This is a genomic window from Fictibacillus marinisediminis (genome assembly GCF_023149135.1).
Lineage (GTDB): Bacteria > Bacillota > Bacilli > Bacillales > Fictibacillaceae > Fictibacillus_C > Fictibacillus_C marinisediminis.
Genome location: NZ_JAIWJX010000002.1, coordinates 3826560 through 3844653, shown reverse-complemented (window position 1 = coordinate 3844653; position 18094 = coordinate 3826560). Strand labels below are relative to the sequence as shown.

Annotated in this window: 19 protein-coding genes; 13 read left to right on the top strand and 6 right to left on the bottom strand. The window is 45.7% G+C overall.

All coding sequences use genetic code 11. The annotated features are described in order from the left end of the window. Positions 1–13: 13 nt before the first annotated feature. Positions 14–1366, top strand: a complete 1353-nt coding sequence (locus tag LCY76_RS20175; RefSeq protein WP_248254132.1) for an amino acid permease — start codon at positions 14–16, stop codon at positions 1364–1366. Between the two features lie 207 nt (positions 1367–1573). On the opposite strand, the gene LCY76_RS20170 is transcribed toward LCY76_RS20175, so the two are convergent. Then, positions 1574–1756: a hypothetical protein gene (locus tag LCY76_RS20170; RefSeq protein ID WP_248254131.1), complete on the bottom strand. Its 183-nt coding sequence runs from the start codon at positions 1754–1756 to the stop codon at positions 1574–1576. 176 nt (positions 1757–1932) lie between these two features. On the opposite strand from LCY76_RS20170, the gene LCY76_RS20165 reads away from it, so the two are divergent. Beyond that, entirely contained in the window at positions 1933–2247 is a 315-nt protein-coding gene (locus LCY76_RS20165; protein ID WP_248254130.1) for a hypothetical protein, read from the top strand. Between the two features lie 39 nt (positions 2248–2286). Here the strand turns inward: LCY76_RS20165 and LCY76_RS20160 are convergent, their stop codons facing one another. Then, complete coding sequence (locus tag LCY76_RS20160; protein ID WP_248254129.1) at positions 2287–3393, bottom strand: response regulator aspartate phosphatase; 1107 nt, start codon at positions 3391–3393, stop codon at positions 2287–2289. A gap of 242 nt (positions 3394–3635) precedes the next feature. Then, on the bottom strand, positions 3636–3767 hold the full coding sequence (locus LCY76_RS23950; protein WP_265409368.1) for a hypothetical protein: 132 nt from the start codon (positions 3765–3767) through the stop codon (positions 3636–3638). A gap of 359 nt (positions 3768–4126) precedes the next feature. On the opposite strand from LCY76_RS23950, the gene LCY76_RS20155 reads away from it, so the two are divergent. From LCY76_RS20155 to LCY76_RS20145, 3 genes are all read left to right on the top strand, one after another. After that, complete coding sequence (locus LCY76_RS20155; RefSeq protein ID WP_248254128.1) at positions 4127–4975, top strand: endonuclease/exonuclease/phosphatase family protein; 849 nt, start codon at positions 4127–4129, stop codon at positions 4973–4975. A 20-nt stretch (positions 4976–4995) separates the two neighbouring features. After that, a complete protein-coding gene (locus tag LCY76_RS20150) occupies positions 4996–6753 on the top strand; it encodes a glycoside hydrolase family 3 protein (protein ID WP_248254127.1) in 1758 nt (585 codons plus the stop codon). 112 nt (positions 6754–6865) lie between these two features. Then, positions 6866–7312, top strand: a complete 447-nt coding sequence (locus LCY76_RS20145) for a GNAT family N-acetyltransferase (protein WP_248254126.1) — start codon at positions 6866–6868, stop codon at positions 7310–7312. A 53-nt stretch (positions 7313–7365) separates the two neighbouring features. Here LCY76_RS20145 and LCY76_RS20140 read toward each other — a convergent pair whose 3' ends face one another. Further along, entirely contained in the window at positions 7366–7884 is a 519-nt protein-coding gene (locus tag LCY76_RS20140) for a hypothetical protein (protein ID WP_248254125.1), read from the bottom strand. Between the two features lie 163 nt (positions 7885–8047). On the opposite strand from LCY76_RS20140, the gene LCY76_RS20135 reads away from it, so the two are divergent. Beyond that, positions 8048–8611, top strand: a complete 564-nt coding sequence (locus LCY76_RS20135; protein WP_248254124.1) for a peptidoglycan-binding domain-containing protein — start codon at positions 8048–8050, stop codon at positions 8609–8611. A gap of 61 nt (positions 8612–8672) precedes the next feature. Here the strand turns inward: LCY76_RS20135 and LCY76_RS20130 are convergent, their stop codons facing one another. After that, positions 8673–9134 (bottom strand): universal stress protein, encoded by a 462-nt coding sequence (locus LCY76_RS20130; RefSeq protein WP_248254123.1) that lies wholly within the window; start codon positions 9132–9134, stop codon positions 8673–8675. A gap of 158 nt (positions 9135–9292) precedes the next feature. Continuing rightward, the gene (locus LCY76_RS20125; RefSeq protein WP_248254122.1) at positions 9293–10393 is read right to left on the bottom strand and encodes a CdaR family transcriptional regulator; all 1101 of its coding nucleotides are present in this window, start codon (positions 10391–10393) and stop codon (positions 9293–9295) included. A 146-nt stretch (positions 10394–10539) separates the two neighbouring features. Between LCY76_RS20125 and LCY76_RS20120 the strand changes: the two genes are divergently transcribed. From LCY76_RS20120 to LCY76_RS20090, 7 genes are all read left to right on the top strand, one after another. After that, positions 10540–11721 (top strand): glycerate kinase, encoded by a 1182-nt coding sequence (locus LCY76_RS20120; protein ID WP_248254732.1) that lies wholly within the window; start codon positions 10540–10542, stop codon positions 11719–11721. After that, complete coding sequence (locus tag LCY76_RS20115) at positions 11699–12829, top strand: 2-keto-3-deoxygluconate permease (protein WP_248254121.1); 1131 nt, start codon at positions 11699–11701, stop codon at positions 12827–12829. Before LCY76_RS20120 ends, LCY76_RS20115 begins: the two co-directional genes overlap by 23 nt. Positions 12830–12864: 35 nt before the next feature. Then, positions 12865–14151, top strand: coding sequence for a nickel-dependent lactate racemase (larA, locus tag LCY76_RS20110; protein ID WP_248254120.1), 1287 nt, complete (start codon positions 12865–12867; stop codon positions 14149–14151). Next, complete coding sequence (gene larE, locus LCY76_RS20105) at positions 14138–14953, top strand: ATP-dependent sacrificial sulfur transferase LarE (protein WP_248254119.1); 816 nt, start codon at positions 14138–14140, stop codon at positions 14951–14953. Before larA ends, larE begins: the two co-directional genes overlap by 14 nt. A gap of 15 nt (positions 14954–14968) precedes the next feature. Continuing rightward, positions 14969–15664 carry a nickel pincer cofactor biosynthesis protein LarB gene (gene larB / locus LCY76_RS20100; RefSeq protein ID WP_248254118.1) on the top strand — a complete coding sequence of 232 codons (696 nt, stop codon included), beginning with the start codon at positions 14969–14971 and terminating at the stop codon, positions 15662–15664. Continuing rightward, the gene (gene larC / locus LCY76_RS20095; RefSeq protein WP_248254117.1) at positions 15645–16541 is read left to right on the top strand and encodes a nickel pincer cofactor biosynthesis protein LarC; all 897 of its coding nucleotides are present in this window, start codon (positions 15645–15647) and stop codon (positions 16539–16541) included. Before larB ends, larC begins: the two co-directional genes overlap by 20 nt. A 522-nt stretch (positions 16542–17063) precedes the next feature. Further along, a complete protein-coding gene (locus LCY76_RS20090) occupies positions 17064–18089 on the top strand; it encodes a TRAP transporter substrate-binding protein (protein WP_248254116.1) in 1026 nt (341 codons plus the stop codon). The last annotated feature ends 5 nt before the right edge of the window (positions 18090–18094 follow it).

Genomic DNA, 18094 nt, shown 5'->3' with positions numbered 1-18094 from the left:
AGGCAGGGGCAGCATGGAAAAAGATCATCAGAATTTAAAAAAGGGGTTATTGCCTCGTCATGTTCAATTCATCGCCTTGGCAGGGATGATTGGAACAGGGATTTTTAAAGGAAGCTCAGACACGCTCAGTTTAGCAGGGCCAAGTGTCGCATTGGCTTATTTATTAGGCGGGGCATTATTATTCATTGTTATGACGGCATTGGCGGAGATGGCCATTGTCTATCCAAATTTAAATGTTCAGAATCTCGTTCACAAAGCATTTGGCCATCGGATTTCATTTATCGTTGGCTGGCTTTATTGGGTGCAGTGGGGGATCGTCACGATTGTTGAAATATTGGCTGCGGGAAGCTTTTTGAAATACTGGTTTTCCTCCACGCCGTTATGGCTGCTAGCTCTTTTCTGTGCCATCTTCATTATTGGAATCAATCTGTTTCAAGTAAAGTACTATGGTGAGATCGAGTTTTGGTTTGCGGGAATTAAAATCGTTGCGCTGACGGCCTTTATCATTTTAGGAGCCTGTATTTTGTTCGGTGTGATTCCGAGCTCGATTGATCAGCCATTAAATAATTACACTGCTCATGGCGGTTTCTTTCCTAACGGGATCGGCGGTATGCTCAGCGCGTTCTTAATTGTTATGTTCTCCTATGGCGGAGCCGAGCTGATCGGAGTTGCGGTAACCGAAACGAAGGATGCACAAAAGGTACTGCCGAAAGTGATCAAAGGGACGGTAGGGAGAGTTGTTATTTTTTATATTCTTCCGATTTTGATCATCTGTGGTCTGATGCCTTGGAATAAAGTATCTCTGGTTGAAAGTCCTTTCGTACAGGTTTTCGATATTACGGGAATCCCTGGAGCCGGGCACATCATGAACTTTGTTCTTTTAACAGCTGTGCTGTCAGCGGCAAACTCAGGGATCTATGCGACGTCAAGGACCCTGTTCTCAATGGCACAAAGCGGAGAAGCGCCTAAAAAATTTCTTAAAGTGTCCAAAAACGGTATTCCGATTAACGGTATCATCATTACGTCCATCTGTATTTTATTCGGTGTATATCTTGCATATAGGACACCGGAAAAGATTATTGGGTATATGATGTCGATTCCTGGATTCACGATCCTTCTCATCTGGATCGCCATTTGTCTCGCCCAGTTAAAGCTGCGCCGCCATTATGAGGAAAAGCCATTTTTCCAAATGAGGGGTTTTCCTTTTACGACGATTCTCGGTGCGGTGCTATTATCCATCATTTTTATTTTCTTCATCTTCAATAAAGATAACATTATCGGCACAACGGTCTGTCTCGTGATCGTGGCCGTGATCACTTTGCTGGCTTTCTTGAGTAAAGTTCCCAAAAGAGATTCGATGGAATAGCGTTTTAGTAAGCTTTTGAAGTGGTTGATTTCCGTTTCAGGTGCTCGCTTTCCGCGGGGCGTGCGCTGAGCTTCCTCGGCGCAAGCGCCTGCGGATCTCACCTGCCCCGCATGTCCCGCAGGAGTCTCGCACCTTGCACTCCAATCAACTTGATGAAGGCTCGAAACAGAAACATTTCCACAAACGTTAAGAGCATGTAGAAAAGAATTAAAAAAAGAAGCAGCTGGCCTTTTTGCTAGCTGCTTTTTCGTTTATGCTGCTTCTTTTTGGCTCAAAAAGTAAAACAATCCCTGTGAAAAGAACAATAATCGCCAATGTTTTAATGTCGCCGCCGGCATCGGAAAATAAGATGCCCGCTCCTAAAACGATCGCAAATAATGCGAATCCCATGAAAAACTCACCACCACCAGAAATACTCTTTCATACATTCAATAACAGAAGGGGCTTTTCCTTCCGTTATATCTTTGCAGCAGCGGATTGTCAGCGAATGGAGATACGAAGAGATTTATTTATCACGATATTTTTCCAATATTTGTTTATAATGAGGAGGGTAAGGGGGTTATCCCATGAAAAGAAAGCATTACTTATGGGGATTGATGATTGCCGTTCTTTTATTTGTTCTTCCACCGATTCTGGCTCCTTCCATCCATGATGGTTCTTCTCAAAAATCGGCGATACGAGAATACTTGGTCAATGAGGGCCATCCCTATCAAAGCTTCCTCGCCCGTATTACAAGCAATGGACAGGATAAAAAATACAGGGAAAGATATGAGGTTGCCTGGAACGATTTCAACAGCGAGACCGGAATGACCCCAACCATTTTTTATGTGAAGAAGAATGATAAGGGATATTATGTGAAGTCAGCAGGGACGAGTCCTTGAATTGAATATGCCATTTCACAAAAAAGCAGCTGACACTCGTCAGCTGCTTGTCTCATACATTAACTTTTGCTTGGCTGTATACGCCATGTGGAAGTATTTGCTCGCTTTTTGGTCGTTCTCGGTGTTGTAAAACTCGGAGGCGAGTTTTTCCGCGTAGTCCTGGACAAAACCCCAGAGCTGGACGGATTGAAAGTATGGAATCGCGGCGGCTGCTGTTTGTTCCAATTGTTCAACTGAGGAGGACTGGTTGTACTCGCTCAAGATGGAGAAATGGTGAATGTACTCCTCGTTTTGGGCATCTCTTGCTATTTTCAGTCCCTGAATGATCCAGTCGTCGGCGACGTCATGATTCCTGAGCTTGACGTGTTCCCGGGCAATCAGGAAGGTCGTTTTGTAGTCGGTTGCTTTGTCTTCAAACACCTCGGTGAGCTGGGCAATCGCTTTTTCCGATAGATTTTGTTCGGCATATAAAAGGCCCAGATTGTAGCGGATCTTAAGTTCGAACGGTTCTTTTTTCAAATTGTATACACGAAGGATGTCCAGGGCGGTTAGAAAATGATGCTCGGCTTCCCGGAACTGTTTTAAAGATGTTGAGGCCAGACCGATGATATTTTCGCAGCCGGCAAGTTTCACTTCATAGCCGGATTTGTCTTCAAAGTATTCTTTTGCCTTTATGGCGTGGCGGACGGCAAGCAGGGGCTGACGGGTATGATAATAAAAGGTAGCGACTTTGTAGTTGAATTCTGCTTTTTCGATATCATCAGGAAACTGGTTTAACATCTTTTCGGCCAGCTGATAGTGCAGCTTGGCTTCGAGATAGTTTCCAGTATCCGTAGCATAGATGGCTTTGAAGAAGTGAAAGTAATAGGATAAGAAATCGTCTGTTTCTCTTTTTTTCTCCACATCCAGTTTGTTCAGGGTGTACCGCGCTTCCCAAAGGTCATTGACAAGGAGCTGGTACCTGAAGCTTAACAAAGAGTAGTAGATAAAGAGAGTCTGTGTAGGGTCCATTTCCATGGTTTCAATCTTTTCATCGATTTCCAGCTTTAATCTGCGGGATTCTACGAGGTTTTGGGAGAGAATTTCACGATACCAGCCGTTTAATAGTTGAATCATCTGTTCCGTGCTCGTCAGCTCTACTTCCATAACGTACGCCCACCTTTTAGCATAAATTTACAATTTAACACAATATTAGCATATCCGGTCCACTTAACGATTGAGTAAATTGTCGTAATTACCTGAAAACTTAAGGGGAACTTTTCTACTAATTTTTTACTATACAAGAGAAAATAGTTGGCAACCCATAAAAAAAGAGGAAAGGAGATTGCTCTCTTTCCCTCTTTGCTGTTTATGTGAATGTCTGGGTGTACAAATCTGCAACTTAAATGTTACCCATTTGTCGTAGAAAATGTCTTTCCGTGTTCCGCATTCGTTACCGCTGAATGATCCGCGATATAGCCACCAATCAACAAAGCACCAGCCAACGCAATACCTACAAGAGCACTTGCCATTTTCTTCATATTGACACCCCTCAATATTTATTTTTTTCTATGTCTTTGTTTCTGCTGAAGTTTCTCGGGTGCAGGACTTCGAATAATAAAAGCTCCCGGCCTCCTTTTCCTTCAACAATATCTTACAATTTACAACAATAATAGCAAATATTAATAGTTTTGCATTGGGTAGAATGTCGCAATTTACAAGATTTTCTTACGTAACTTTTTTACTAATTTTTCCTTTCTTAATTTTATCCGTATTGATAGTTGAAAAAATGCTCTGAAAGATAGGCTCATAGTGGTATAGACAACCTGTCGGCAGAATAATACCCTTTAATTGACATCTAAGGGAAGGAAAGGAATGTGAAATGAGAGGAGGAAGAAAAATGAAAAAGCTAGTAGCCTGTATGCTGCTGGTTATACTCTTCGCCTGGCTCTCTGCCCCTTTAGCCGCCAGTGCGGCTGATCAGGGAAATGGGCACAGAGTCAATATCCGCGTGATGAGCTATAACCTGCACTACGGAAACAGCATGGGGAACGTGTATGATCTGAATGCTCAGGCTGAAGTGATCCGCCAGTCGGGCGCCGAGATCATCGGGCTGCAGGAAGTGGATGTTCATTGGAGCAGCCGGAGTTTGTTTGAAGACGATATTAAACTCCTTGCTGAAAAGCTTCAAATGAATTATTTTTTCGCACCAATCTATGATCTGCCGCCGCTGAATGCAGGAGAACCGAACCGCCAGTTTGGGGTCGCTGTTTTAAGCAAGTATCCCATTCTGAAGGGAGAGAACCGTGAGATCACAAGACTGTCTACGCAAGTTCCCAACCCGGTTCCAGCTCCTGCACCAGGTTTTGCTCAGACCTTGATCAATGTTAAAGGGATCAAGCTTCATGTCTATTCCACACACCTCGATTACCGAGCGGATCCAGCCGTCCGGTCCATGCAAGTGAACGATATGCTCTCTATCTTTTCCGAGAGCTCCCGCCAAAAGATTTTATTCGGAGACATGAACGCCCAGCCGAATGCACCGGAACTAAAGCCGCTTTTCAGCACTCTTCATGATACATGGAGAAGCGGGGAACCAGGGAGCACGTTTCCAGCGAACAAACCTTCATCCAAGATCGACTTCATTTTAACCTCACCGCAGATCGAATCAAGATCTTCGTTTATTACCAACACACTTGCTTCCGATCACCGTCCGATTATTGCGGACCTGACCATTCCACGCAGATAAAATATGAAGGAGGGAGTAAGATGACGAGCAAGTTTATTCGAGCGTTGTTCATCATTATGGCCGTTATGCTGGTCTTTCCTCAATCGTCACTCGCCGCTTCAAACCCGGTGAAAAAGGAGAAGGATGATGCCTGGCTGAAGCGTATTGTGAAACACATGACGGTTGAAGAAAAGGCAGGCCAAGTGTTTATCATTCATGTGTATGGAAAAACAGCTGAGGATTCTGCGTATGAACAAATCAATATCAAGCAAAAACGCGGAGCGAAAAACTTCGCAGAAGCGATTGAGAAGTACCACTTGGGAGGCGTCATTTATTTTAACTGGACCGATAATATCGGGATGCCGGTGGATAAAGCTCAAGTAAACGCCCTGTCTAACGGCATTCAAAAAGCGGCGATGAAACAAAGGATTCCGATTCCGCTGTTCGTTTCCACTGACCAGGAAGGGGGAGTTGTGGCACGGGTGACGGAGCCAGGCACCGTTTTCCCTGGGAACATGGCGCTGGCTGCTGCTCAATCCACGGACTATGCCAGACAGTCGGCCAGCATCATGGGACTTGAGCTGAAAAGCCTCGGAATCAATCTGAACTTTGCTCCTGATCTGGATGTGAACGTAAATCCTAACAATCCGGTCATCGGTGTTCGGTCATTTTCTGAAAATCCGGATGTCGTCGCGCGTATGGGAGTCGCCCAAGTGAAGGGCTATCAGGAACAGAACATGATGGCGACCGCCAAGCATTTTCCGGGCCACGGTGACACAGATGTGGATTCACATTCTGGTCTTCCCATCATCAACCATGATCTGAAGACATTGAATGAAGTTGACCTCAAGCCGTTTAAGGCTGCCATTAAATCAGGCATCGATGCGATCATGTCCGGCCATCTTGTCGTTCCTGCGCTTGATGATTCCGGTATGCCGGCTACGTTGTCGAAGCCAATCCTGACTGGCCTGCTTCGTGAAAAAATGAAATTCAAAGGGCTGATCATCACGGACAGCCTGGGTATGTCGGGTGCCAATATTGTAACGCCTGACCGCGTGCCGGTAGAAGCATTTAAAGCTGGGGCAGACATCCTCTTAAATCCGCCGGATGTTGATGTTGCGTATAATGGGCTGCTGAATGCGGTGAAGAGCGGAGAAATCTCTGAAAAACGTCTGGATCAGTCAGTGATTCGAATTCTAAAAGCCAAAATTAAACGCGGCTTGTTCCACCAGCCGTTAGTAGATCCAAGTGCGATCAACCAGATCGGACAGCCTGAGAATCTTCAGAAAGCGGAAAATATGACGGATCGCTCGATTACGCTGATCAAAAATGACAACCGTACGCTGCCTTTAAAAGAGGGAAGCAAGCTGCTCGTGACCGGGCCGTCTCTCGGTAAGCCGGCAGAGCTGGCCGCAGCCTTGAACGAAAAAGGAATAGCGGCGAGCGGGTATGTGACCTCAGCCAGTCCGACTGCAGCCGAGCTGGAGAGTGCTGTGAACCAAGCGGCCAGCACGGATCTCGTGGTGGTTACCGCTTATACGGCTAACACGAACAGTGCTCAGCAGAAATTCGTAAAGGCCCTGCAAGCGGCGGGTAAACCAGTGGTGCTTGCCTCCATGCGCAATCCGTACGACATTATGATGCTGCCGGACGTCACGGCCAATATCTTAACCTATGGAAATCAAAATGTATCTGTTAGGTCACTTGCCAAAGCGCTTGTCGGCGAGATCCACCCGAGCGGAAAGCTGCCGGTTACGATTCCTGGGAAGTACGAGTTTGGGTTTGGGTTGAGTTACTAATTTGATCGAGCGTAGAACCGGCTATAGGTTCTATGCTCGATCTTTATCAGGAAATTTATGTTAAAGTAGAAGGTGGATTCACTTTAATACTACAGATGCTGGAGATGAAGATATGGGGTTGGAATTTAAAAGGGCTTCAGATATGGAAATGGAAGAAATCTACGAGTTAGCGGGCGAAAACCGCAGGGAAGCAACTGGCAGCCAATCAGAGGACAATCGTCAAAAGATGATTGAAGCCTATGAGCATTCTGCGAAATTTGATGCTTACTTTGTCTGTTTGATGGATAACAGCACATTGCTCGGGTGGGTGATGATCGATAAATCGATTGATTACTTAACCGGTGACGAAATTGGCTGGATCAATGATTTATTTGTGAAAGTACCATACAGAGGGAAGGGCTACTCTACTTTATTAATGGAAGAAGCACTCAATGAATTTAGAAAAAACGGCTATCATGATGTAAGGCTGAATGTCTATACACATAATGAAAAAGCAATGAAACTATATGAAAAAATTGGCTTTAAAGATGTAAGCAAGTTTATGAAAATTACGCTATAAAAAGAGCTTGGGATCGATAGATTCCCAAGCTCTTTATATTTTTAAACGATGGTTTAATTTTTAGCAATATGTTCTTCTACTTTATTGACTCCGCCGCCGAACCAGCGTTTTCCTGTTCCGGTATAGGTATAGCCGAAGCTGTCTTTTTGTTTGTAATGATTTACGGCTTTATCAAGGTCATGAAAGATCCGGTGAAGATAGATGAGTGCAGTTTTGTCTTTTGTCGAGGTTACCTCTTGTGCCAGGTCTTTGGCATTCTGCAGATCCTTTTCCACTTTCTCATTTTTTACTTGAAGGGTTGAGATTCGGGTGACAAGCTGGCGTGCATGTTCCTGCTGATCATTCCAATTGATGTGGTTATCGGCATCAAAGCAAAGGGTCTTGTTGTAATATTGATGGTAAGAAGCAATGATCGTTGAGTAGGATTCAGCAGAGGCTTGTCCTGTCCCGGAGGCTTCCACCTGTTCGGTTACGGAAGTGGTTGAGATATAGTACCAGGCCGATCCAGCAATGGTAAACAATAGAAGGGCAAGGACAGTGAGTGTTTTCTTTTGCCTAACGAATATGCTCATGAAATCACTTCCTTTTATTTTCTAATTATTCCAAATATTATACCATAATTTGGGTGATAAAAGTATTTTTTCTTTGTAACTTCTGAAGCGCGGTGACGACTAATGAATTGTAAATCACAAATGATTTATAAAAAAATGAGAGTCTAAAGGAGAGGGCCTTGTTATGAAACCATGGAAAAAAGTTACGGCTTCAGTGTTGACAGCATCAGCCTTGCTTATGGGAGCACCTTCAATTGCGGGAGCACAAGAAAAGCCCGATTATTCTATTTTTCAGCTGCCAAAATCAGGTGTGCTGAAAGCGGGAGACAGAGGAGAAAACGTTAAAGTTTTGCAATGGGCGTTAAATAAAGTAGTGGATGCCGGTTTGAAAACAGACGGAATCTACGGTTCAAAAACAAAGAATGCCGTTATTAAATTTCAAAAGAGTACTAAAAATTTAGCTGCCGATGGCATTTATGGGAAGAAAACACATGCTGCCCTTTCGGAAAAAGTCAATTCCTTTGGTTTTCCGGAAATGGTTTTGAAGGAAGGCAGCAAGGGGGAAGCGGTCCGCATTCTCCAGAAAGCGCTAAATGAAATTGGGTCTGCTCTTACAGTTGATGGAATCTATGGCCCTAAAACAAAAGCAGCTGTTCTTACGTTTCAAAAGAAATACCCTGAGGTAAAGGATACGGGTGTATTTGATGCAGACACAAGAATCCTTCTTGATAAAGTTCTGCATGACTGATTCCTGTTCAGAAAAAGCTTGCCAGTCTCATTAGAGGCCGGCAAGCTTTTTGCTTGTTGTCCTATTTCGTCACTAATACCGGACAGTTCGCTTCGGAAAGCACTCTTTGGCTGACACTTCCGAGCACCAAACGCTTAAATCCGCTTAGGCCGCGGCTTCCCATGATGATCAGGTCGATGTTATTTGTGCTGGCATAGGCACAGATGGAGCGAGCTGCTTCTCCTTCGAGCAGTTCTGTTTTTACGTTGATGAAATCCTTCGGAACAGCGTCGCTCGCTTGAGCTAAAAGCTCTTCCCCATGACTTTTTTCCAGGGTGGCTGCCTGTCTGACTTCCTGTTCGATCGAATCTTGATAAGCTGCCATCGAATACCCTTCTCCATAAAGCGGATAGGCAGGCTCATTCAAGACATGAGCCAGCGTTAATTCGCTGCCCATGCTATTTGCCAGCTCAATTCCGTATTCCAGCGCCTGTTTGCTTCCTTCCGATCCATCCATGGCCACGAGAATTTTTTCATACTTCATGATCATTCTCCTCCTTTTTTCAAGTGAAAATAGCAGCGAGAAGCACTAGTGTATGTTCTGCTCAATGGCTTAGTGTTAAAAGTAGTGTTTATACTTTTCAATAACCTAAAGCTAGAGGTTTTAAACCCTTTTGCCGGCGTTCCGGGCAAGTGCAAAAATTAATCTGCTCCCTTTTCCTTTTTCTCCAAAATCCATATTGCCATTTGCAGGGTAAGAGCATCCTTGAAATTCCTGGGGTCATACCCTGTTTCTTCCTTTATCTTATTGAGCCTGTAGATCAGCGTATTACGGTGAATGTGAAGGTGATCTGCCGTTTTCTGCATGTTGAGATGATGTTCAAAAAATACCTGCAGGGTTTCAATCAATGGACGCAATGATCGATGGAGCACGCGCTTAATGAGTCTTGTGCCGGCCGCTGTTTCCGTTTGATAGATGAGCGCTTTTGCTTCAAGCTCGGCAAACGAGACCACTTCCTGATGAACATCACTGATTTCAAGTGCAAGAGAGCAATCTTCATATGATTGATTAAACATTTTAAGGTCCATAAAAAGCGTGCTGTAAGCCAACCGGAAAGTCAGTCTTAGAAATTTTAGCACCTGATCGATCGCTTCTACTTTCTTTTGGATCATTTCGTCTTCCATGCCGGAAAGGACAATGCATAAGCGGTTGGTGTTCACAAAGCCAATCAGGCAGCTGGATGCACCAGCTGCTTTTTCAAGCTGCTGAAGAATCATCGTATCGGAAAGAGAACGGTCTTCCAGCTGGATCACAACGGTATAAAAGGGAGGAGCAAGGCAGATGTGAAGGAGACTTAGCCGGCGCTCGATATGTTCCATGGCAGGCACCTCTTTAAGCAGGTTTTCAATGATCATCTCCTTCGTTCGCTGCTGCCACTCCGCCTGTGTGGCCATGTAAGCCTGCTTGATCAGCAGTTCGGTTGTCATTTTTACCAGTCCCCCAAAGTCCCTCATTTCCTCTGGATCTCCAGTAATTCCGATCACACCGACAATTTTATGATCAAAAACAATCGGCAGGTTAATGCCGGATTGAGCTCCTTTCCATTTTCCTTTGTGATTAATCGGAATGGTAAAAGGCTGTTCGGTTCGCAATACCTCTAATGCACCTTCATGCATGTGATACAGGCGGGAAGAGTCACAGGAAGCGATAATGATTCCTTTATTGCTCATGATATTGACGTTTCGGTTTAGGCGGGCAGATGTTTCTTTTACAATCATCTCAGCAATCTCTGTTGTAAGCATTACGGCCTCCTTTGTTAGAATCCTACAAAAATACAAAGTTTTTTACCTGATATTATAGTTGTTTCGACCATAGATTTCTAATTTTCAGACAAGTATAATATAAAAAACTGGAAACTGAAACGTTTTCTCAGGAAGGGGTTCTAATGATGAAAATTGTGATCGCTCCCGATTCCTATAAAGGAAGCTTGACAGCGGTAGAGGCAGCGGAAGCCATAGAACGGGGAGTGAAGAAAGCCGATTCCACGATCCAGACCATTCTTGTGCCGGCAGCTGACGGGGGTGAAGGGACGATGGATACCTTGGTTGCTGCAACGGGTGGAAGGAAAAAATCGGTTCGGGTAACCGGTCCTCTTCACAGTGAGATTAGTGCTGAATATGGCATATTGGGAGATCAAAAGACTTGTGTGATTGAGATGGCATCTGCCTCAGGCCTGTGCCTTGTTTCTCCTGAAGAGCTTAATCCTCTGACAGCAACTACATATGGCACGGGACAATTGATCAAACAGGGGCTCGATGATGGTTTTCGTTCTTTTGTATTGGCGATCGGAGGATCCGCTACGAATGACGGCGGAGCGGGAATGCTCCAAGCCCTAGGTTTAGAGCTGCTGGATGATAGCGGACAAGTTGTTCCGTTCGGAGGCGGTGAGCTTCATAACATAAAAGAAATAGACTTGTCCGGGTTCGACCCGAGAGTGAAAGAATGCTCCTTTCTGATTGCCTCAGACGTACAAAATCCGCTGGTCGGCAAGGAAGGCGCATCTGCTGTTTTCGGCCCGCAAAAGGGGGCGACAGAAGAGATGATGAAACTACTCGATAACAACATGGTCCACTGGGGAAATAAGGTGGAGCAAGCGACAGGAATCAGGCTTCATGAAATGCCCGGTGCCGGAGCAGCAGGCGGGATCGGCGGCGCGTTCCAAGCTTTCTTTCCGGCAAAGATGAAAAGGGGAGTGGACGTCGTCACAGAGTATGCCGGTTTGCCGCAGGCACTGGATGGATCAGACCTCGTCATTACAGGTGAAGGAAGAGTTGATTTTCAGACCGCTTCAGGAAAAACGCCGATGGGTGTGGCACAGCGGGCCAAAGAAAGCGGAGTTCCAACGATGATTCTTGCCGGTTCTGTCGGAGAAGGGATTGAAATTCTCTATCAATACGGAGTGATCAGTATTACAAGTATGATCCAGCAGCCATTAACACTCGAGGAGGCGATGCAGCGTGCGCCTCAATTACTGGAGTATAGTGCAGAACAGCTCGTAAGAACGTTTATACAGTGCAATAAAAAAACGGAAAGCGGGGTTTTACACTATGAAACTCAAACAAACGATTGAAAGAGTGCCAGGCGGATTAATGGTCGTGCCTTTATTGTTCGGTGCGTTGCTTAATACGGTGGATCAGCTTCATCTTCAACCTGTGATGAAATTTTTAAAATCACTTGGTGTGGCAAAGACGCCCGAAGGCTATTACGAGTTTTTGAGGATTGGAGGATTCTCTCAGGAACTGTTTAAAGACAGTGCCCTTGTCTTGATAGCCCTCTTTCTCTTTTGCGCGGGCAGCCAAATGAATTTGCGTGTAGGAGGCGCAGCCCTAAAAAAAGGTGTGCTGCTCACTACTTCCAAGTATCTGACCGGGCTTGCTGTGGGCTTGCTGTTTGGCTACTTCTTTGATCCAATGGATGGTTTGTTCGGCTTATCGACTCTGGCGATTATCGCGGCGATGACGAATGGAAACGGCGGAATGTATGCCGCGCTCACGGGCCAGTACGGCAACCGTTCTGACGTTGGGGCAGTAGCAGTGCTCTCCTTGAACGACGGACCTTTTTTCACGTTAATGTCATTGGGCCTTTTGGGATCCAGTTTTCCAGTCATTGCTTTCATTGCGGTTCTCTTGCCGATCGCGATCGGGATGATTCTCGGAAATTTGGACGAAGATATTCGCGATTTTCTCAAGGCGGGAGAAATTCTGCCTGTTCCGTTCTTTGCCTTCGCACTCGGAGCCGGTATGAACCTGGCGAGTTTCTTTAACCCTTCAGTCGTTACTGCAGGTCTTACAATAGGAATTCTAACGACAGTTCTTACAGGATTCACTGGCATTCTCGTGTTTAAATTATTCAGGGAAAAAAGCTATATCGCACCGGTATCCGAAGCTTCCACAGCCGGGAACGCAGCCGGTACGCCTGCAGCCATAGCTGCTGCGGCGTCCGTTGCCGCAGGGTCGGGAATGATGAGTGCCACTGAAGCACAGTCCTACCAGGATATTGTGAACATCGCCACCGCACAGATCTCGATTGCCACCCTAACAACGGCTCTATTATGCCCGATCGCAGTCATTTTGGTGGACAAGTATCAAAGAAGAAAAGGAATCAATGGCCGGCTAGAGAAGTTTGAATTGGAGAGCGGCTCGAGCCAGGAAGAACGTGTTCCTTCAACTACTGTCTGATACAGAACATTCCTATACAAAAGGAGAGAGCGTAAATGGAATCGACCTTGTTATATGGAAAAGAAGGGCTGACGCTTCATTTGCCTGATTCCGCTTTTATCGTGGAACCCAACAATTTGCCGGGACTTGAAAATGATGAGCAGGCTTTAATGGAGGCACTGCGGCATCCGATCGGTACACCTCCATTAAAGGAGATGGTAAAAGCATCAGATAAAGTGGCGATTGTCATCAGTGACATTACGAGACCAACTCCGAATGACAAGCTTGTTCCTTTACTGATCAGGGAACTGGAGCATGTGCCGCTTGAGAACTTTGTCATCATTAACGGAACAGGGACGCACAGGGACCAGACGAGGGAAGAATTTGTTCAGATGCTTGGAGAATGGGTCGTGGATAATGTCAGAATCATCAACAACCAATGCCATGATAAAGACTCTCTTGTAAATTTGGGGAGAAGTCAGTTCGGTTGTGATGTGTATTTGAACAAGGAATATGCAGAAGCTGATTTCCGCATCGTTACAGGCTTTATTGAACCACACTTTTTTGCCGGTTTTTCAGGCGGTCCTAAAGGGATCATGCCTGGCATTGCCGGGATCGAGACCATCATGACGTTCCATAATGCAAGGATGATCGGAGACCCGCGTTCCACATGGGGAAACATGGAGGACAATCCTGTTCAGGAGATGACACGGGAAATCAACCGCATGTGCAAACCTCATTTCATGCTGAACGTGACGTTAAACAGGGAGAAGGAAATCACGAATGTGTTCGCCGGTGAGCTGTATGAAGCGCATGACCAAGGGTGTGCGTTTGCAAAAGAGCATGCCATGATCCAATGCGAAGAACGGTTTGATGTCGTCATTACCTCCAATTCGGGCTATCCGCTTGATCAAAATCTGTATCAGGCTGTGAAGGGGATGAGTGCTGCCCATAAGATTGTAAAAGAAGGCGGCACGATCATTATTGCTTCAGAATGTTCAGACGGATTGCCGGATCATGGAAACTATTCGAAGATCTTTCAGTTTGCCCAAACGCCTCAAGCACTGCTGGATCTGATCAATGATCCGGAGTTTAAGATGTTTGATCAATGGCAGGTGCAAAAACAGGCGGTGACCCAGGTATGGGCAGATGTGTATGTCTATTCAAAACTCTCAGATGAACAGGTTAAAGGGGCAATTCTTAAGCCTACCCATGATATCGAAGAGACGCTTGAAGAGCTGAAGGAGAAGTACGGGCAGGATATGACTGTTGCGGTATTGCCGCTCGGTCCGCTTACCATTCCCTATGTAGAAGAACGGAGGGATCCAATTGCTGCAGGCTAAGTATGAGAAACTGCAAGAGATTCTAACCGGGATGAAGACAGTTGTTGTTGCTTTTTCAGGAGGGGTCGACAGTACCTTCCTGCTGAAAGTGGCTCTTGATACACTTGGCACTGAAAACGTGCTTGCGGTGACCGCCGACAGTGAAACCTATCCGTTTGAGGAGCTGGAGGAGGCCAAACGTTTTGCCGCCATTCTCGGTGCCAGGCACCAGATCATTGAAACGTCAGAACTGAGCATTCCAGGCTACTCTGAGAATACCTCCAACCGCTGTTATTTTTGTAAAAAGAGCCTGTTTGAGCATTTGATACCGATCATGCATGAGCACGGCTATGAGAATATTGCGTTCGGTCTTATTGCCGATGATATGGGTGAACACCGGCCGGGCACTAGAGCAGCAAGAGAATATAACATACGGGGTCCGATTCAGGAAGCGGACCTGTATAAGAGCGAAATCCGTGAGCTTTCTCAAGAGATGGGTCTGCCCACCTGGGATAAGCCTTCTTTCGCCTGCCTTTCATCACGGATTGCATATGGCGAAGAGATTACGATGGAAAAACTCCGGAAGATCGACCGTTCAGAGCAGGCCATCCGTGCGCTCGGCATCCGCCAGGTGAGAGTGCGTACTCACGGCGACATGGCACGGATCGAAGTGGAGCCTCATGAGATGCAGCGGCTTCTTCAGCATCATGAGGAGATTACCTCCAAGCTGCAGGAGTTCGGCTATTCCTATGTGACGATGGATCTTACCGGCTATAAGAGCGGGAGCATGAACAAAGTCCTTGCCGAAACAAAAACGACGTGAGGGGAGGCGAATGGGATGAAAAAGTTTGAAGACTTAGGCTTCAGTAAAGTGGATCTTGATCGTGAGACGCGGACGGGCTATCCTGAAGTGATTTATGGAGAAGGGAAGACGGCGGAACAAATCCGGCAGATCATGAAAACCCTCATTGAGACCCATGGCAAGGTGATGGTGACGAGGCTTTCAGAAGAAAAAGCAGAGATCTTGACAGAGGCGTACCCTGACGCACGTTATCACGCCGTCTCACGTATTTTGCTCTATGGTTCACCGAGGGAAAAATACGGCGGTGATGTGATGGTTCTATGCGCCGGAACATCGGATCTTCCTGTTGCTGAAGAAGCAGCAGTCACGGCGGACTGGATGGGCTGCAAGGTGAACCGCCTGTATGATGTCGGAGTCGCAGGTATCGACCGTCTGCTTGCTTATCGCGAGGAAATTAAAAAGGCCAGTGTGCTGATTGTCGTGGCGGGTATGGAAGGAGCGTTGCCCAGTGTTGTAGGAGGTATGGTTCAGCGGCCAGTCATTGCTGTTCCGACCTCTGTCGGCTATGGCGCTCATCTGCAAGGACTGACACCGCTTCTCGCCATGCTGACTTCCTGTGCCTCAGGGATGAGTGTCGTCAATATAGATAACGGATTTGGGGCTGCCTACCAAGCTGCGCTGATTCTTAAACTTGCCACAGAGGGGGTTCATCATGAAACAGCTCTATCTTGATTGCCAGTATGGTATTTCGGGTGACATGACCTTGTCTGCGCTCATTGACCTGGGGGCAGATCTTGCTTATATTACCGGGCATCTAAAGAGCTTGCCGATCGATCCGTTTTCTATGGCAGTAAAGCGGGTCAATAAGAGGGGGATTTCCTCCAACCTGCTGGACCTTCAGTTTACGGAAGCTGAATTGGCGGCTGTAGGGGCACAAGCTGACTCAGACCATCACCATGAACACGATCATGGACATGAAGAAGAGGGCCATTCCCACCATCATGCCCACTCTCATCAGGGGCATTCGCACAGCCGCGGGCATTCGCTCAGCCACGGCCATTCCCATCATCACGTACATACTCACCATCATCATGACCATGAACATCGAAAAGCATCCACCATTTTAGAGATGATTGAAACGAGTGATCTGCCTTTACGGGTAAAAGACAGGAGCAGAAGGGTCTTTGAAGTGATCGCCGAGGCAGAAGGAAAGATTCATGGGATGGATCCGAGAGAGGTTCATTTTCATGAAGTCGGTGCGATGGACTCTATTATTGATATTATTGGCGTGTGCCTTGCCCTTGAAAGTCTTGAGGTTGATAGAATAACAGCTTCTCCGGTACCAACAGGACACGGGAAAGTGAAGATGGCTCACGGGCTCTATCCGATTCCTGCTCCTGCTACTGCAGAAATCCTGAGAGGGGTTCCTCTTGAAGATTTTCATGTAAGAGGTGAATTAACGACACCTACTGGGGCTGGCTTTCTAAAGGCATTGGCAGATGATTATGGCTATATGCCTGCCCTTGCGATCGATAGGATCGGTTATGGTGCCGGCCGGAAAGACTTCGAACATCCGAACGTGCTGCGTGCTATTTTATTTGAGTTGTAGTTTGCTTGATTGCGGCTGAGACTTACTTTTAAGCTAAAAGCTCTGTTGGTTAATGTTGGTGTTTTCCAGTGGGGTGTGATAGCCGGCTCTTATCATCGCCAGCTATCACACTCCTTACTGTATAAAAAAACTTGAGGGTCTCTTTCAAGCATCAGTATGCGATGCCCAATAGGAAAGAATATAAACAATATGCTTTAACAAAGCCAGACTAAAAATAGTACATTATCATTAGTTTTCAGAAAAATTAAAAAACGAATTGACATGCTTTGACACCATGTACTATGATTATCACAGAAATGAAAATACAGAACAGAGTTTTATATTATAAAACAACTAAGGCATTGCACCCAGAGAAGAACGTCTATCGCACATTCATTAAGGGAGCAATGCCTTTTTTCGGTTAATAACAAGAACAGGGTTTTATAATATAAAACAAATTCAGTTTCTCCAGCGTACATACAAAATTTTTTGAACCGAAATGTTACCGCTTTCAAAACTAAACGAAAAGAAAGGATGAGCTCGATGAAATTGAAAAAAAGTTTAGGGATTTTAATGGGCACAGCTTTATTATCGTCCGTATTATTAACAGGCTGCGGCAGCCAGTCTTCGTCTTCCTCCTCAGGAGAAAAGACAAAGACAATCAAAATAGCCAACTATTTTGCAAAAGACCATCCTCAGAACGTAGCGCTGAGAGAAAAGTTCAAGCCGATGGTAGAAAAGGAATCGGGAGGTACGCTGAAGGTTCAGATCTATGACAACAGCACGCTTGGTGCTGAAAAGGAATTTTATGACGGTGTACGAAACGGAACGATTGAAATGGGGATACCCGGTCTGATCATGCAGTCCGACATTGAGAAGATGGCAGTGCCTGAGTGGCCGTTTCTGTTTAAGGATTATGAGCATGTCAAGAAGGTGCTGAACGGGCCAATTGGCAAGGAGCTTACGGAAGACCTGGAAAAGAAGCATGGAGTGAAGCCGCTGGCATGGAGCGCGAATGGGTTCAGGATGTTCTCCAGTAACAGGACGCTTCAAAGCATGGATGATCTTAAGGGATTGAGGATGAGAATGCCAAACATCCCTAACTATATCAAGCTTGGGAAGCTGCTGGGAATGAATGTAACACCAATGCCGATTTCTGAAGTGTTTTCTGCTCTCGAACAAAAAGTGGTGGATGGCCAGGATAACCCGGTAGCTACTTTGCGGGCGTCCGGCTGGTATGAGGTTCAGAGTAATGTACTGGAATCCAAGCACATGTTCAGTCCGAATATTTACATCATCAACAGCAAATTTTTCAATGGACTGTCCAAGAAACAGCAAAAAATCATTGAAAAAGCATCCAAAACCGCTGCTGATTATGAATTTGATCTGATGGAAAAAAGCTATGATGCTGATAAAAAGTTCCTGTCAGGGAAAAAGGTGAAATTTACAACACCTGATGCAGCATTTGAGAAGAAAATGGAAGATTCAGCAAAGCCAATGTACGACGAATTCTACAAGCAGTATGACTGGGCCGAGGATCTCGTTAAAAGGATAAAAGCTGAACAATAATACAG